This is a genomic window from Verrucomicrobiota bacterium (genome assembly GCA_039192515.1).
Taxonomy (GTDB): domain Bacteria; phylum Verrucomicrobiota; class Verrucomicrobiia; order Methylacidiphilales; family JBCCWR01; genus JBCCWR01.
The window spans coordinates 1-14701 of record JBCCXA010000026.1 but is presented as its reverse complement, the minus strand read 5'-3'; the positions used below and the strand labels follow the sequence as shown (position 1 = coordinate 14701).

At 40.8% G+C, this 14701-nt stretch carries 11 protein-coding genes; 5 read left to right on the top strand and 6 right to left on the bottom strand.

Going from position 1 to position 14701, the window contains the following annotated elements; translation table 11 throughout:
- Positions 1-68: 68 nt before the first annotated feature.
- Positions 69-2225 carry a polyphosphate kinase 1 gene (gene ppk1 / locus AAGA18_11590; GenBank protein ID MEM9445979.1) on the top strand — a complete coding sequence of 719 codons (2157 nt, stop codon included), beginning with the start codon at positions 69-71 and terminating at the stop codon, positions 2223-2225.
- A gap of 26 nt (positions 2226-2251) precedes the next feature.
- On the opposite strand, the gene AAGA18_11585 is transcribed toward ppk1, so the two are convergent.
- Positions 2252-3223 (bottom strand): ThuA domain-containing protein, encoded by a 972-nt coding sequence (locus AAGA18_11585; GenBank protein ID MEM9445978.1) that lies wholly within the window; start codon positions 3221-3223, stop codon positions 2252-2254.
- A 332-nt stretch (positions 3224-3555) separates the two neighbouring features.
- Here AAGA18_11585 and AAGA18_11580 point away from each other — a divergent pair, with 332 nt between their 5' ends.
- The 3 genes from AAGA18_11580 to AAGA18_11570 are packed head-to-tail and all read left to right on the top strand — an operon-like array spanning position 3556 to position 7902.
- Complete coding sequence (locus AAGA18_11580) at positions 3556-5124, top strand: alginate export family protein (protein ID MEM9445977.1); 1569 nt, start codon at positions 3556-3558, stop codon at positions 5122-5124.
- 16 nt (positions 5125-5140) lie between these two features.
- Positions 5141-5968, top strand: coding sequence for a phosphate/phosphite/phosphonate ABC transporter substrate-binding protein (locus AAGA18_11575; protein MEM9445976.1), 828 nt, complete (start codon positions 5141-5143; stop codon positions 5966-5968).
- Positions 5969-5997: 29 nt separating this feature from the next.
- Positions 5998-7902: an ATP-binding protein gene (locus AAGA18_11570; GenBank protein MEM9445975.1), complete on the top strand. Its 1905-nt coding sequence runs from the start codon at positions 5998-6000 to the stop codon at positions 7900-7902.
- A gap of 54 nt (positions 7903-7956) precedes the next feature.
- On the opposite strand, the gene AAGA18_11565 is transcribed toward AAGA18_11570, so the two are convergent.
- From AAGA18_11565 to AAGA18_11550, 4 genes are all read right to left on the bottom strand, one after another.
- Positions 7957-9171 carry an HD domain-containing phosphohydrolase gene (locus AAGA18_11565; protein MEM9445974.1) on the bottom strand — a complete coding sequence of 405 codons (1215 nt, stop codon included), beginning with the start codon at positions 9169-9171 and terminating at the stop codon, positions 7957-7959.
- A 5-nt stretch (positions 9172-9176) separates the two neighbouring features.
- The gene (locus tag AAGA18_11560) at positions 9177-10352 is read right to left on the bottom strand and encodes an HD domain-containing phosphohydrolase (protein MEM9445973.1); all 1176 of its coding nucleotides are present in this window, start codon (positions 10350-10352) and stop codon (positions 9177-9179) included.
- Entirely contained in the window at positions 10352-11548 is a 1197-nt protein-coding gene (locus tag AAGA18_11555; protein MEM9445972.1) for a response regulator, read from the bottom strand. The genes AAGA18_11560 and AAGA18_11555 overlap by 1 nt, the downstream gene beginning before the upstream one ends.
- 156 nt (positions 11549-11704) lie before the next feature.
- Positions 11705-13534, bottom strand: a complete 1830-nt coding sequence (locus tag AAGA18_11550) for a glycoside hydrolase family 71/99-like protein (GenBank protein MEM9445971.1) — start codon at positions 13532-13534, stop codon at positions 11705-11707.
- 321 nt (positions 13535-13855) lie between these two features.
- Here AAGA18_11550 and AAGA18_11545 point away from each other — a divergent pair, with 321 nt between their 5' ends.
- Complete coding sequence (locus AAGA18_11545; GenBank protein ID MEM9445970.1) at positions 13856-14215, top strand: DoxX family protein; 360 nt, start codon at positions 13856-13858, stop codon at positions 14213-14215.
- 150 nt (positions 14216-14365) lie between these two features.
- Here the strand turns inward: AAGA18_11545 and AAGA18_11540 are convergent.
- A partial coding sequence (locus AAGA18_11540) for a hypothetical protein (GenBank protein MEM9445969.1) occupies positions 14366-14701 on the bottom strand: 336 nt, incomplete at its 5' end.

Here is a 14701-nt window from a genome sequence, read left to right as displayed (position 1 = left end):
TGGATAGATAAAAAAACCACTTCTAGCCATGCATTTTAGTTTATGTTACTGTTTCGTGTTATTATTACATGACGGCACCGAATACAGAGACCTTCTTAGACTTAGATTCCCCTGAATTATATATTAACCGCGAACTGAGTTGGTTAGAATTTAATCACCGAGTATTAGAAGAAGCTCAAGATCCTACCCACCCTCTTCTCGAGCGTGTCAAGTTTCTCTGTATAGTGAGCTCGAACTTAGATGAATTCTTTGAAATACGCGTAGCGGGTATCAAACAACAAATTCAAAATAAGACCAGCGACTTTGGACCGGATGGGCTGTCCTCTTTACAAATCTTTCAAGGGATACGCCAAAGAACCTTGAAGCTCGTTGAAGATCAATACCGCACTTGGAATGAAGAGCTCTTACCAACCCTTGTCAAACAAGGTATTCGCTTCTTTAAAATGGAGGAGCTTGAGCCGGAGTGCTACGCTTGGCTCAAGGATTTCTTCCATGAAGAAATTTTTCCTGTGCTCACTCCATTAGCTATAGATCCTGCCCACCCATTCCCTCAATTGCTCAACAAAAGCCTCAATATTATTGTGATGCTGGAAAAGCCTGATAACCCCGATGAACTTCGCTATGCCATTGTTCAAGTACCTAGAGCACTGAGCCGTCTGGTGGCATTTCCCGGGGATTCTCCCGCATGCCATCACTTTGTCTTTCTATCCCGTTTGATCACTCATTTTATCAGCACACTGTTTCCGGGCTCTACTGTATTGGGTGCATGGGCTTTTCGAGTGACTCGAAATAGTGATCTCTATATTGACGACGAAGAAGCTCAAAATCTTTTATCCTCAATCGAAGAAGAGCTTCTTAACCGAAACAAGGGGGCTGCGGTACGTTTAGAGGTGGAATACGATTGTCCCGGTGAAGTCATCAACTACCTCCTGAAAGTCTTCGAGTTGCAAGAAGATGACCTCTACTTAGCCAACGGTTCTATAAATCTTCTGCGGCTGATGCCCATTTGCGAGCTAGACATAAATCCTAAATTAAAGGATGCCCCCTTCACCCCGTGCAACCCCCTGCCTTTCGCAGTCGGCAAAACGCCTTTTCAATCTATCTTCAGTCATGATATTCTCATCCACCATCCATATGAGAGCTTTTCTGCTGTAACCGAATTGCTGGAGTATGCCGCAGAAGATCCCAAGGTCCTAGCTATCAAAATGACTCTCTACCGCACTTCTGGTGACTCACCAGTGGTTAAGGCCTTGATTAATGCTTCTCATAGGGGCAAGCAGGTCACGGTACTCGTTGAATTGCGTGCAAGATTTGACGAAGCCAACAATATAGCTTGGGCACGGCGGATGGAAGACGCCGGCATTCACGTTGTTTATGGACTTGTGGGATATAAAACGCACTGCAAGACCCTACTCATTGTTCGTCGAGATGAGGACCGTATCCGGCATTATGCACATTTGGGAACAGGCAATTATCATTCCAAAACCGCCCGCTTTTATACGGACCTAGGACTCTTCACTGTTAACCCTGATATAGCAAACGAAGTTGCAGTCCTTTTTAATACACTCACAGGTATGTCAGACTACCCCGGCTTTAACAAGCTGCTAATCGCCCCCTTTGACCTCGCCAATAAATCTATTGAGTTGATTCTTGCTGAAGCGGATGCTGCTCGTAAAGGCAAGCCTGCTTACATCTTTGCTAAAATGAATTCCTTAGTAGACTCTGCTACTATTAAAGCACTTTACGAAGCTTCTCAAGCTGGAGTAAAAGTCGACCTACTCATTCGAGGTATTTGCTGTTTAAGGCCAGGAGTGCCTGGCGTTAGTGATAACATCCAGGTGCTTTCCATCGTTGACCGCTTCCTCGAACATAGCCGAATCTTTTATTTTGAGAATAGTGGCAACCCCAAGGCTTACGCAGGATCCGCGGACTGGATGCCTCGCAACCTTTTCCGCCGCATAGAGGCTGTTTTCCCTATTGAGGACCCCCAAATTACCGGGCGGATTAAAGATGAAATCATCGACACTTACCTTAAGGACACAGTAAAAGCTCGTGTTCTCAACTCAGATGGGTCTTACATGCGAAAAAATACTCCTAAAGGTCAGCAGCCTTTACGCAGCCAAATGTTTTTTATTGAAAGATCTCAGAAGGATAATGCTCTTCCCCCCACTAAAATCTCACAAACGCAAAAACTAACGGTAGTTCCTTCACCCAAGCTACATTAACTTGGTCAAGGGTGCGCGCTTTGTCTCTATTCCTTAAACTTGAAGTCGCGCTTAGATGACTTATCTGCAGTAGGAAAATCATCGGGAATGGGTATGGTCACCTTGCCAGTTGCCGCCCACTCCACGCTACGTTGTAGCATGGTGATCAAACCAACACCCTGAAATGCGTCAAGATCATGTCCAAGCGCTGTGTTGACAACGCGGCCTTTTCCGTAGTCGATTACCATAAGAACTGGCTCATGCCGATCTGTTGGAGCTTTTTTGGTTTGGTCTTTAGCTGTTGCAAGAACTGTCATATTTTCGGCGGGACCTCTGAGCATCGCCCAACATTCATCTTTGGATGCCATCCACACCATAGGCATATCCTTGGTAATGGGATGGTCCGCCACCCTTATGGTAACGGGAAACTCATGGGAGGGACCGTGCTTCCCACAAGCCCCTGGAGAATCATGATCAACCACCAACTTACCCTCATCTGTATAATACACATAGGGACCGGCATTTTTTTTACGCCCTCCCCAGCCTCCAAGACCTGTCATCTTATTGAACTCTTTCCAGTCCGCCCATGCATTATTCGCGGCATGGACTGAAACAAATCCCCCGCCATTGCTTACAAAAGCTTCAAAGGCACGTTGCGTCTCCTCAGGCCAATCAGCAGTCTTCACTCCTAAATTGGAAATAACCACATCATACTGATCAAAAGATGGTTTGAAATCGGGATCGTATGTTGGCTCCGGCTTGTCTTCTGTTTTTTTGCTCAGGCCGGCTTTGGGCAACCAAGCTCCCTCACGTTTCTCTCCTCGCCAGGTATATTTCATACGTTCAATATCTACCTCAAATAGGCCCGTGTCTTCGAGATACTGCTTCATCATCAGCGTCGATTTTGGCCAAATTAAGTGATTATTCTGGCCATCAACAATCAGTGCCTTTTGCTTTGCTTGAATACTGCTTGATATAATAACCAATCCAAAAACGATCATTAATCTTTTGATACACATTTTATCTCTATTTCTCCTTACCGTTGTTAATCTTAAGAGGCTATAACAACCATACCAATTACACTATTAAATAATATACGCCTCATTTAAATGGCTGCACACGGACACGGAGATGATTACATCCCAGGGTTAAATTTAACTCGTATCATAGAATGTAGGCTCAAAGATCAGCGCATCTCCTTCAACTTCATCACATCATCAGTCTTTAAAGTTACCTTAAGTCGCGCTCTTAAATCATCTTAAAGTTTTTTATAAATTTTCCGATCACTAGACAGCGTGTTTGCGTACACGGCGGGTCATAATTTTTAACCCAACCATAGGAAATATTGAACATGATTAAGACACACTATTTAGTGAAGTTGCTAGGAAATCTAGGAGCTGTATGCCTGATCACCACAATCATCCAGCTACTGATTCTCCAGGGAAGTATACTTGCCGGTGTTTCTAGCGAAAAGAGTACATTAGAAGTCATTAAATCAGAAAACCTTCAAGAAGTAAAAGATTCCAAATGGAAATGGGGAGATGCTATTGAATTCTATGATGGAAAATTACGTTGGGATTTTCAAATGCGCGAGCAATTCGAATGGCGCGAAAACTGGATTGATTTCAACGATAACAACGACCAGCGAGATGATGTTGCACTCCTTTCAAGAATTCGTTTAGGGCTCAAATGGATCGCTACGGATAAACTTACACTCTATGCTCAATTGCAAGATTCAAGAACTCTCTTTGATGAACCTCAAGGGCCAGTGACAAATCGAGAGCTAGGCCTAAATGATAGCCCAATTGATCTTCGTCACGCTTGGTTCAAGTGGTTACCACTTGAAGAAACACCTTTGAGCTTGAAAGTAGGAAGGCAAATATGGAAATACGGTGAAGGCAGACTTCTTGGCCCTGGCAATTGGAATAACCAAGCGCGCACTTTTGATTCATTAAAGTTGCGCTATACAGATACAGCATTTTGGCTGGAATACTTTGCAGGTTATCTCGTTCGCCATACAACTGATACCTTCAATGAATCTGATAGCGAGGACCTTGTCACTGGTTTGTGGGCTAATGTGAAAGAAATTCCCGTTTTCGATGCTCATTTCTATACCATACTCAGAAGCAAGAGTGATGTAGATGTCAACACCATCAGAACGAATGTCGATAATCAAAGTTCAGGAAATAACCACCCTGCTGGAGACTACATCAACTTAGGAACTCTCTTCAAAAGCAAAAAGAATGCCTTAGGACCATGGGATTTTGAGGCGGAACTTAACTTTCAGGTAGGAGAAATCAGTAACCCAACCCGAGCTGGTAATGCCCTCTCCGGAGTCATAATTAACACTGCAAGACAAGATCACCTGGCTTTTGCCAGCCATCTTGAATTAGGTTACCATTTAGATCACGCTTGGAAACCACGTCTCTATACAGAATATAATTATGCGAGTGGTGATGATAACCCTGGGGACGGAATAAATAATACCTTTCAAAACTTCCACCCAGCCAACCATGGGAAAGATGCCCGTTATGGGATCATGGACAGATTTGCTTGGATGAATCTGCATAATCTAACGTTTGGTCTAACAATCAAACCGATCAAAGAATTAGATATTCGTTTGGCCCATCACCTATTTTGGTTAGATTCTACAAATACACCTTGGAGATTTGCAGGGCAAGGGGCTGTTGGAGGCAATGCTCGCTTTGGAAATGCTATAGGTCGCAGCGTTTCAAATTTTGTCGGCAATGAATTAAACCTCATTGTTAATTACAAGCCCTATGATTGGTGGAATTTACAAGTAGGTTATGCGCATTTTTTCGCTGGTAATTACATCTATGAAACGGATCCTGCTCTTAACAGGTCTACAGGCCAAGATGATGCTGATTTTCTCTATGTCCAATCAACCATTTCATTTTAAATCAAGTGCAAACCAAATGAAAAATAAACACCTTCTATACCCATCAATTCTTTCACTTATATTTCTATTAAGCGTCTTTGAAACTATTAGCTTTAGCAAAGAATATAAAGTTGGTGTTGTGCCTCAATTTGAGCAAAGGCGCCTGCTAGCAACTTGGTCTCCCATATTAAAATATTTGGAAGATCAAACAGGAGACTTATTTAAACTCTCTAGTTCCACCAGTATCGGTGAATTCGAGAAGCGGTTCCTAGCTGGAGAATTTGATCTAGCGTATTGTAACCCTTATCACTACATCATGGCAAAAAGAGCTCAAGGGTATGTTCCCATCATTATGTCAGGGAGTAAAAAACTACAGGGCATATTAGTCGCATCGAATTCGAGCGGTATAAATGATATTAACCAGCTTCATAATCAGAAGCTTGCTTTTCCCTCTGCTAATGCCTTAGGTGCCTCGCTCCTCATGCGTGCAGAACTTAAAAAATTCCACGGATTAGATATCAAACCGGAATACGTCAAAACCCATAGCTCTGTTTACCTATTTGTTGCTAAGGGAGTGATGAAAGCAGGAGGTGGCGTGCAAAGAACCTTTAATGAACAAAAGCAAAGTCTACAGAACAAGTTGAAAATTATTTACCGCACCGCAAAAGTCAATCCGCACCCCATTATTGTTCATCCTCGATTAGGTAACGATAAAAAAATCGAGATTCAAAAGCTATTGTTATCATTAGCATCTATGCAAGCAGTGCTCTTTGAAAATATTCCCATGAATGACCCCATGCAAGCTACGGATAAAGACTATCTAAATCTGGAGCAACTTGGTCTCGAAGAATTTGTAGGCCCTTAAGGAATGCTTAATACCGCGAATCTTCATCAATGAATATTAGACTAAAGCTCTATATTTCCCTTATCATATTAGGAGCTGGCTTTACCTACTACTTTTCTTACTTTTGGTTACCCAAACTCAATATAGACTACATTCAGCAAAACCGTATACATCTAGAAAAGAATTTGTTAAGCGTAGCTGAAGGAATTTTCCCACTTTTGGCAGAACAAAAACTGTCAAATATTTACGATAACCTTGGGAATGTTCAAAAACAAAATCCTGATTGGATCTATTTGAGATTAGTCAATCCCGAAGGAATGGTGCTATACCCACTGGAGGAAAAACCACTGCCTAATGAAAGTGATGTCATCCAAATCCTAAGTCAAAAAATCTATCATCAAGATATTATATTAGGACAATTGGATCTGGTCTATGATTTCACTTCAGCTCTTTCCAATCTAAAAATCTATCTCAGAGAACTTCAATTTTTTATTCTGCTCAGTGTTGCCTTTTTTGGTGTACTGATTGGGCTCGCCCTGGAATATTTTCTTCTCAAACCCATGCAAGCCTTATCCATGGCCAGTAAAGAAGTAGCTGACGGCCGCTTTGACACACCACTACCAAAAACACGAAAAGATGAAGTAGGTGCATTAATCGATAACTTTTCAAAAATGACTAAAGAGCTAAAAATATCTCGGCAGAATATTGAACGAAAAGTTGAACAAAGAACAAGTCAGCTACAAGCAAGTCAGGAGCAATTTCGTTTTCTCAGCGAAAAATCACCCGTAGGTATTTTAAGGACCGATGCCAATGGGTGTTCTAACTACGGGAATGAACAGTGGATCAAACTGGTAGAATATTCAAAGGATCAATTTGCTGATTATCTAAATTGGCATGCTCTTATTCACGAAAGAGAACACCAAGAAACTATCCAGCTTTGGGACAGAGCATTGGCATCTGGTGAAGGATTCACTCACGAATTTCGACTCAAGACCTTTGAGAATAAGATCATTTGGGTCAATATGCAGGTATCACCTGTAGCGGGAACAGATACCCATTATAGAGGCCGTGTGCTAACTTTTATCGATATTACCCAAAGAAAAGAAGCTGAGGAGGAAAGGGACAAAATGGAGGTCCAATTACTGCATGCTCAAAAAATGGAGTCCATTGGTCAATTAGCAGCGGGTATTGCACACGAAATAAACACACCTTCACAATATATAAGTGATAACCTAAATTTTTTAACAGAAGTGATTGAAGGGTTTGATAATCTCATAACAAGCTATGACAAGGTCATCCAAAAAATTGATAGGGACGCCCCAGAAAGGGGTTTAAAAGAACAAGTTTCTCAGTTTAAGGAAGATGGAGACATAGACTTCTTGAGAGAAGAAGCACCACTCTCACTCAAACATGCAAAGGATGGCATCACACGTGTCACGAAAATAGTGAGTGCCATGAAAGACTTTTCCCATCCTGGCTCCAGCGAAAAGGCTAAAATAGATTTAAACCGCTCTATCGATAGCACTCTTATGGTTAGTCGAAATGAATGGAAATATGTTGCCGACCTTGAGACACAATTCGATAACCAATGTCCTCATGTTTTTTGCTTCCCTGACGAATTTAACCAGGTCATTTTAAATTTGGTTGTGAATGCTGCTCAGGCGATTGAAGAAAAAATGGAAGAAGGCCAAAAAGGAACTATCGAAGTAGGCACTAAAGCTTTAGATAAGGAAGTCCTCATCTGGATTAAAGATACTGGAGGAGGCATTCCCAAAGATATTCAAAGCAAAATTTTTGATCCCTTTTTTACTACCAAAGAAGTTGGTAAAGGAACGGGCCAAGGTTTATCTATTTGTCACTCTATTATCACTGAAAAGCATGAAGGTAAACTTAGTTTTACTTGCGAGGAAGGAAAAAGTACCACTTTCTCTATTCATATGCCCATGAGCGTATGATCAGTCTGTCGATTATCAGATTTTTTCAGACGGATTGTGATTCAGCCTATAAAATCATTCGCTATAATCTTCAATGTAAACGGGTTCTACTAAACCTATCAGTTCACTCAGATTGTGTAGTTGCTGAAGCCTGATAGCCGTTATTCTTTCATAGGCATCTAGCAAACAATTTCCATTAGGACTTACTATGTCCTGCATAATAATATCACCAATTTTGAGTTCATTGAGAGATACCGCCTTTTTCTTAGTTGCAGACACCTGGTGTTCTAAAAGCCAGCTCTTGAAAGAAAATAAAATTGAAGGATCGTACCATCCCTTGCGTTGAAACATCGTTTCAAGAGCCTGTTGTTTACTTTGACCATGTGATTGTAAATTGAGGTAATCTGAGAGAATTTTTATAATTCTTGAAGCTTTGGGAATATCATCACCCTCGCTACGATCCGGTGAATTGAACCCATTAAATTGAGTATCTAAGTGAGAAACAACATAAGCGACTTCTCCTAAATGGGGGATTTGGGATAAGAGTGTTGCAGTGTTTAGGGGTATCTTTGAAACAATTTCCTCCTCTTTTGCAGTAAAGCTCCTATTTGCTCTAACTCGACCTGCCAATTCATCCGTTATGGTCATAAAGCCTATTTGTGAGAGCATGATTGCTAATTTCATCACCCAAGGCTTTTCTGCTTCCATGTGTTTACCAAAATCTTCAGCTAGATCCTGAAGTTTAATCGCATGCTTAAAAAGCTGAGGCCGTGTCATGGAGAGAAGCTCTGTCATAATTTTTACGCTACCATGAAGTGTCTTTTCAAATAACTCACGCTCTGCTTGGGATAGCCAGTAATATTTTATGGCAGACTTGATTGTCATTTCTAAGACATCTTTATCGCAAGGCTTATTTAGAAATTGATATATCTGTCCTTGATTAACTGCATCTATAGCTGTTTTTTGATCTGCATTACCGGTGAGCATGATTCGAATAGAATCATGAGAAGCTACTTTGGCCTTCTTTAGAAACTCAACACCATCCATATATGGCATCTTCATATCGGCTACAATGACTGCATATTCTTCACCATTATTAAGCAACTCTAAGCCTGCTGCTCCAGATTCTGCTGTATCAATAATAAAGGCAGAGCGAAATTGCCTTTTCATAGTTGAGAGAATTTTGGCATCGTCATCCACGAATAAAACCTTCTCTTGGCAAAAATTATACGTTGGTGATGTGATTGTATCTTTCGAAATATTCTCAAGCATTTGTTTTGAAGAGGCCATGAGTTTTATCCTTTCTGAAGAACTTTTATTGAATAATTCGGTACACGCACTGTAATGGGAAATACTATTTTGGTAATTTCTGAAAAATTCTTAATCTTCTGAATATGCATTGAGGTCAATTCATTACCATTTGATAAAATCATAGTGCCTTGTTGGTCACTGATATCTCCTAGTAATATCTGACCTGGAGAGAAGTCTTTGATGCACGTAATCTCTTGGACCGTGTATTCCTCATCTTCCACCTCTTCAAAACCGGCCGCAGCAGCTGTTAAGATTTGAATATCATATACACCTTGCCTCTTCTGCATTTCCTCAATAGCAGAGAATTTATCTATGCCTCTTGACTCTAAATAGACTAGCTCAGAAAGAATCTTTAAAATGCGAGCGCCTACGGGTATATCTTCACCCTTTTTATTATTCAAAGGAAATCCTGAGCCGTCATAATTCTTGTTCTGGTAAAAAATAATTTCTGCAACGTCCTCTAGGCGAGGAATATTAGAGATAAGATTATGACTTAACTCGGGAACTTTTTCATATATCTTTTTTTCTTCATCCGTAAGCACTTGGTGATCTTGGATTTTTTGTAAAACAAGGGGTGGTATAGTAATTTTTCCTATATCACTTAACATCGCTGCAAGCTCTAACTCCCAAACTTCTTGAACATCGAAACAAGTGCAAAAGCGTTGAACCATTTTCTTGAGCTGTTGCGAACGACTAAACGCCTTTTGATCCATCATTGACAAAATATCTAGCAACGTCTTGATGCTTCCGTTTAAGGTATTTTCTAAAAGCTCCTTCTCAGCTGTTACTAACTTATATTGGCGTACTCCTCTAGAAATAGCTTTCTCTAGGACCTCAGAGCTACATGGCTTATTTAAAAATTGAAAAATATTACCATCGTTAACTGCATCAATTGCAGTTTTTTGATCGGCATTACCAGTCAGCATAATACGAACTGTGTCAGGAACTATTTCCATTGATTGAGCTAATAACTCAACTCCGGTCATGGAGGGCATCTGCATATCTGAGACAATAACAGCATAAGGTCCGTCATTTTTTAGCTTTTCTAAAGCTTCAACCCCACTCGTGGCTGTAATAATTTTAAAGGACTTTCTCAGGCTTCTGCGATATCCAAGGACCACGTTCTCCTCATCATCAACACATAGAATCTTTGTATCCATTAGAAATCACCTTGGTTGTTATTGATTAGTTCAATCCAGTCTGGAAGATGGTCATCAAGGCCTAATTTTTTAAGATATTCTAGATCCACCTTATCTTCAGTTGTCTTGAGAGATTCTTCTTTCATTTCAGCGCTTGCAACATGAACTGCTGTAAGAGCACTAAATTTTAAGTCTGAGGATAAATTAGGAGAATGATGCATACGAATTGCGTCAATAATTGGTAGTGGAAGCCCCCAAAGACCTAAGAGAAACGAGCCTACTTCAGCATGACTAGATCCAATTAATTCCTCTTCTAAATCTGAGAGACTTACTTGACCATTTTTAGTCTTTTCGAAGATCTCATTATAAGTATCAGGAAAATTGAAATATAATATCAATTGCCCTATGTCATGTAGTAAACCTCCAGTGAATGCTTCATCTATTGTCTTCTTCTCTGCTTTTTCAAATGCTGCTATCTTGGAAGCTAAATGAGCCGTTTTAAGACTCTGGTTACATAAGCTATCAATAGGGAAACCTCTTTTTTCTACTTCTTCGAATTGAGAAAAAATTTGACTAGATAACAAAAGTGATTTGACGATTTCTAATCCCAGATACTGAATAGCTTCTAATGGATCAACCATTTTTTGTGGATTGCCAAAAAATGCCGAATTAACAATGCTGAGTATTTTGGCAGTGCTGCCAGGATCCTGTTTGATTAACTCCGCAATCTCCTGCAAGTCGCAGGAAGGCTCATCTAGTTTTTCATTTACCGCTCTATAGAGAGACGGAATAGAAGGAACTCGGTTCATTCCCTTTAATAGGCTTTCAAGTTCCTTGTTACCTAGAAATTGCTCTATATCTTCTGCTCTTGCCATCGCTTCCATCAAGTGGGTTGGATTACAAGGCTTATTTAAAAACTGATGCGTAGCATTGAGTGATTGCAAAATCAGATCCTGGTCAGAATAACCTGATAACATAAAGCGGATGGTTTGCGGATCACGACGCTTAACTTCTTGTAATAATTGCGCTCCATTCATTTTAGGCATACGCATATCGGAGACAATAATGTCGTAATGACTGCTTGATATTTTTTCTAGCGCTGCGTGACCAGAATTTGCAAAGTCAGTCTCCCACTGACCCCGCATCTTGCGCATAGAGCGCTTCATGCCATCTAGAACAAACTGCTCATCATCAACAAAAAGTATTTTTTTCTTCATGACTCAAATCTGAGTATCAAGGAATAGAAATCTAAACACATAGATCTTGTTTTGATCCTAAAGATCTTCGTCAAAACAAAAGACTATAAATCTAATTTCTTAAGTATTCGGCCAAATTAAATAACTAATTAGGCAAAATAACCTATAGGTGTACTCTTAATCTCTGATAAAAGTGAGCGTTTTGATATCTACAGCAGCAAACTTTTTAGTTTCGTCTTTGCGATAAATCCTCAAATCTGTTTTGCCAGGTAATTGGCGTTTGCAAGTGATCCCATCCAATACAAATTGTAGGGATTGCTCACCGCCTTTAAGTCCGTTTATCTCTTCTTCAACCTTAGTTCTGCTTTGATTGCTTTTTAAATATTCAATTCCCAGGACACCTCCAGCATCAGCAAAGAAGTCGACCTTCACTGTCAACTGGTTCTTTACGGCGTTGCCATAACTCTCTCCTATTTGCAGATGGAGTGCTTGGGATTCCTCTAACCTCCAGACATGATTCTCGCCCTTCCAGGCACGCTCGTACCAAGAGTGCGGTGGCTTGCCCATCCTGGCTGTTTTACCATTTTTTAATGCCTCACCTATCTTAGTATTACGGATCGGACGTATCGCTATCAAAGCATCTGGTTTAGATGTAGCCTCACGTAGCAAAGGAGCCTCTAAGGGAAGGACTTCGCTGAGCGTAGAGGGATTATCCAAGGACTTATTAATTTCTCCTGCCACTTTTAGATAATGGTCACTCTGAATATCAAAACCATCACTTTGCATCGTTACAAAAAGACCTGGCGGATGCTTTCCTAAGGGGAACTGATTGACATTAGGAACCTCATCATGAGTAACCGTTGTTTTGAAAATAGCTGTGGCCTCATCGACTTCATCGAACATGGCTATTTTAATAGTCTTCGCTCCTCCTTTGATCAGATTGTAAGCTTGACGCCATATGAAGTGTCCCCCCTGTCTTGAAAAATTATTATGAACACTTTCCCCCTTGGTAGATTTCAAATTAGCCATGCAGCTTCCTGGAAAAATAATAGGTAGGTACTCGACACCAGCCTTTTTTAAGTGCTTGAGGTCTGGTTCCCAATATTCCTTAAAATGCTTATCCGCCAGTGCTTGATTACCATAGCGACCTACTGTCCAAGGGGAAATCACATCAAACATCGCATACACTTCGGCCCACTTTGGATCGGAGCGAGAATCACGATCTAATGTTCTCCATGCCGTAGGAACACCCCCAATCAATGTCGGACGACATGCTGGATTTTGATGATTCTTCAGTTTATTAATAAAATCAATGGCCACATCAGCTTCGTAGGGACGCGTCGTAAAACCAAAGCCCCAAATGCTCAACAATGGTTTTCCTTTATGGTGCAAATAAGACGGACTTTTCGTGAAGCCCTCCTCAACAATCCTCTCCCAATCTTTCAAGACAAGAGGTAGATTTTTTGCCGAACCACTTACATCATATTCGAGGGCAAAAACGCGTCCGTATTTTTCGCAGTGCTTTTTGACATTTTTCAGAATATGCAGATCGCGCTCTTCATATAACTGTCCAATAAACTGCTGTTGATAGACTCCATCGATATTGTATTCCTTCATCCAGCGAAAATGGAGATCAAATACTGCGGGATCCCAGCTTGAAAATACATAAGCCGGCTCACCGTTATTAAATTTTAAACCCGTATCATACTTCTTGGAGTATTCCGACATATCAGGCCACATTTCGACAGTAATATTTCTTGGATTCTGCCTTGAGCACCAGTGAACCCACCTGTCCCTATTCTTTTCGATTCCTCCCTTAGGGGTAGACCCATCTCCCGGATGTCTAAACCATGCCTGATAACCACACATGAGTTTGCCATGAATGGTTGAAGCATCTACTTGAGAATCTGCTTGTAACAAAACACCAGACTCAGAAACTAAACATACGATAGATAAAAGCAGACTGGAAAGAAAATTTCTCGATATAATACGTTGTCGTAACAGCATGCTTTCACTAATACACGACACTTAGGCAATTACCATTTAAATCTTGTGAGGGCAGTGACTACCTAGCTTAGTTGTTCTAATCCATATAAAAGCCATGTAGATGTAAATAACTGCGTGGCAAAAATAATATCAGCCTGGCATAGAGCTAGAGTATACTTTCCATTTAGTTAGTAGGCCTGTTTAGTAGTTCGTTCATCCATCAGTTTTCTTTGTATCGACAACAGACACCAGAATTGCTTCACTTGGAGAGGCTTTGCAGTAATGCGCGCTAGAACCGCACAGACATAACAACTACCACTCAACAGTATACTTAAACTACCCATGAAAAAAAGTAACAAGATAATCTACTGGATTTCTACAGGTTTACTCTCTGCACTGATGCTTATGAGTGCCTCAGTCTACATCATTCAACATGAGACAATTCTTGAAGCCTTTACAAAACTTGGCTACCCCAGTTATATCATATATCCATTGGCACTGATGAAGCTTCTGGGAGTCATTGCCATTTTAACAAGAAAGTCACCATTACTGAAAGAATGGGCCTACGCCGGATTCTTTTTTAATTTTCTATTAGCGCTATCTGCGCATATCAATGCAGGAGATGGAGAGTATTTACCTGCATCTGTTGCCCTTATTCTCCTAATCGTTTCTCGAATATTTGAAAGCAAGATGAATACGTAATGTCTCAATATTCAACCCGCATGATGCCTTAGAGAATTAAAAATCTTGGTAAGCCCCAAGCTTTGCCAGCTAATCAATACTGAGTAGGTAATGGCGGCTTAATCGGAGGGTGAGGAAAGCGGGTAGCTGTGGGGTGAAAGAAAAGTTAATCTACTTGGCCCATAGGCCTAGGTTATCCAGGAAGAGATCATCCTTATCATTGCTGGCATCACAGCGGAATCGAATCCGCGTTTTCTTGGTCAACTTATATCCCTTAATCACCAGGGATTCGAGATAGACTGTTCCATCATCCAGGAAATCCACATCCTTGACAAAAGTAACCACTCTCTCATAGGTCTTGCCTCCATCGGTGGAGAGTTGCAGCCAAAAGTCCTCCCCTTCTTCAAAGTCTTCCACTTGGTAATCAAATTCCACGATCAGTTCGGTGTAATCACTTAGATCTAAATTCTTGGTAGTCAGAACTGAGGAGCTCGAGTTATCCTGCAG

Excerpts from the sequence above, each read along its gene's own strand:
- ppk1 (MEM9445979.1), top strand. The coding sequence starts at position 69 with ATGACGGCACCGAATACAGAGACCTTCTTAGACTTAGATTCCCCTGAA.
- AAGA18_11585 (MEM9445978.1), bottom strand. The coding sequence starts at position 3,223 with ATGTGTATCAAAAGATTAATGATCGTTTTTGGATTGGTTATTATATCA.
- AAGA18_11580 (MEM9445977.1), top strand. The coding sequence starts at position 3,556 with ATGATTAAGACACACTATTTAGTGAAGTTGCTAGGAAATCTAGGAGCT.
- AAGA18_11575 (MEM9445976.1), top strand. The coding sequence starts at position 5,141 with ATGAAAAATAAACACCTTCTATACCCATCAATTCTTTCACTTATATTT.
- AAGA18_11570 (MEM9445975.1), top strand. The coding sequence starts at position 5,998 with ATGAATATTAGACTAAAGCTCTATATTTCCCTTATCATATTAGGAGCT.
- AAGA18_11565 (MEM9445974.1), bottom strand. The coding sequence starts at position 9,171 with ATGGCCTCTTCAAAACAAATGCTTGAGAATATTTCGAAAGATACAATC.
- AAGA18_11560 (MEM9445973.1), bottom strand. The coding sequence starts at position 10,352 with ATGGATACAAAGATTCTATGTGTTGATGATGAGGAGAACGTGGTCCTT.
- AAGA18_11555 (MEM9445972.1), bottom strand. The coding sequence starts at position 11,548 with ATGAAGAAAAAAATACTTTTTGTTGATGATGAGCAGTTTGTTCTAGAT.
- AAGA18_11550 (MEM9445971.1), bottom strand. The coding sequence starts at position 13,534 with ATGCTGTTACGACAACGTATTATATCGAGAAATTTTCTTTCCAGTCTG.
- AAGA18_11545 (MEM9445970.1), top strand. The coding sequence starts at position 13,856 with ATGAAAAAAAGTAACAAGATAATCTACTGGATTTCTACAGGTTTACTC.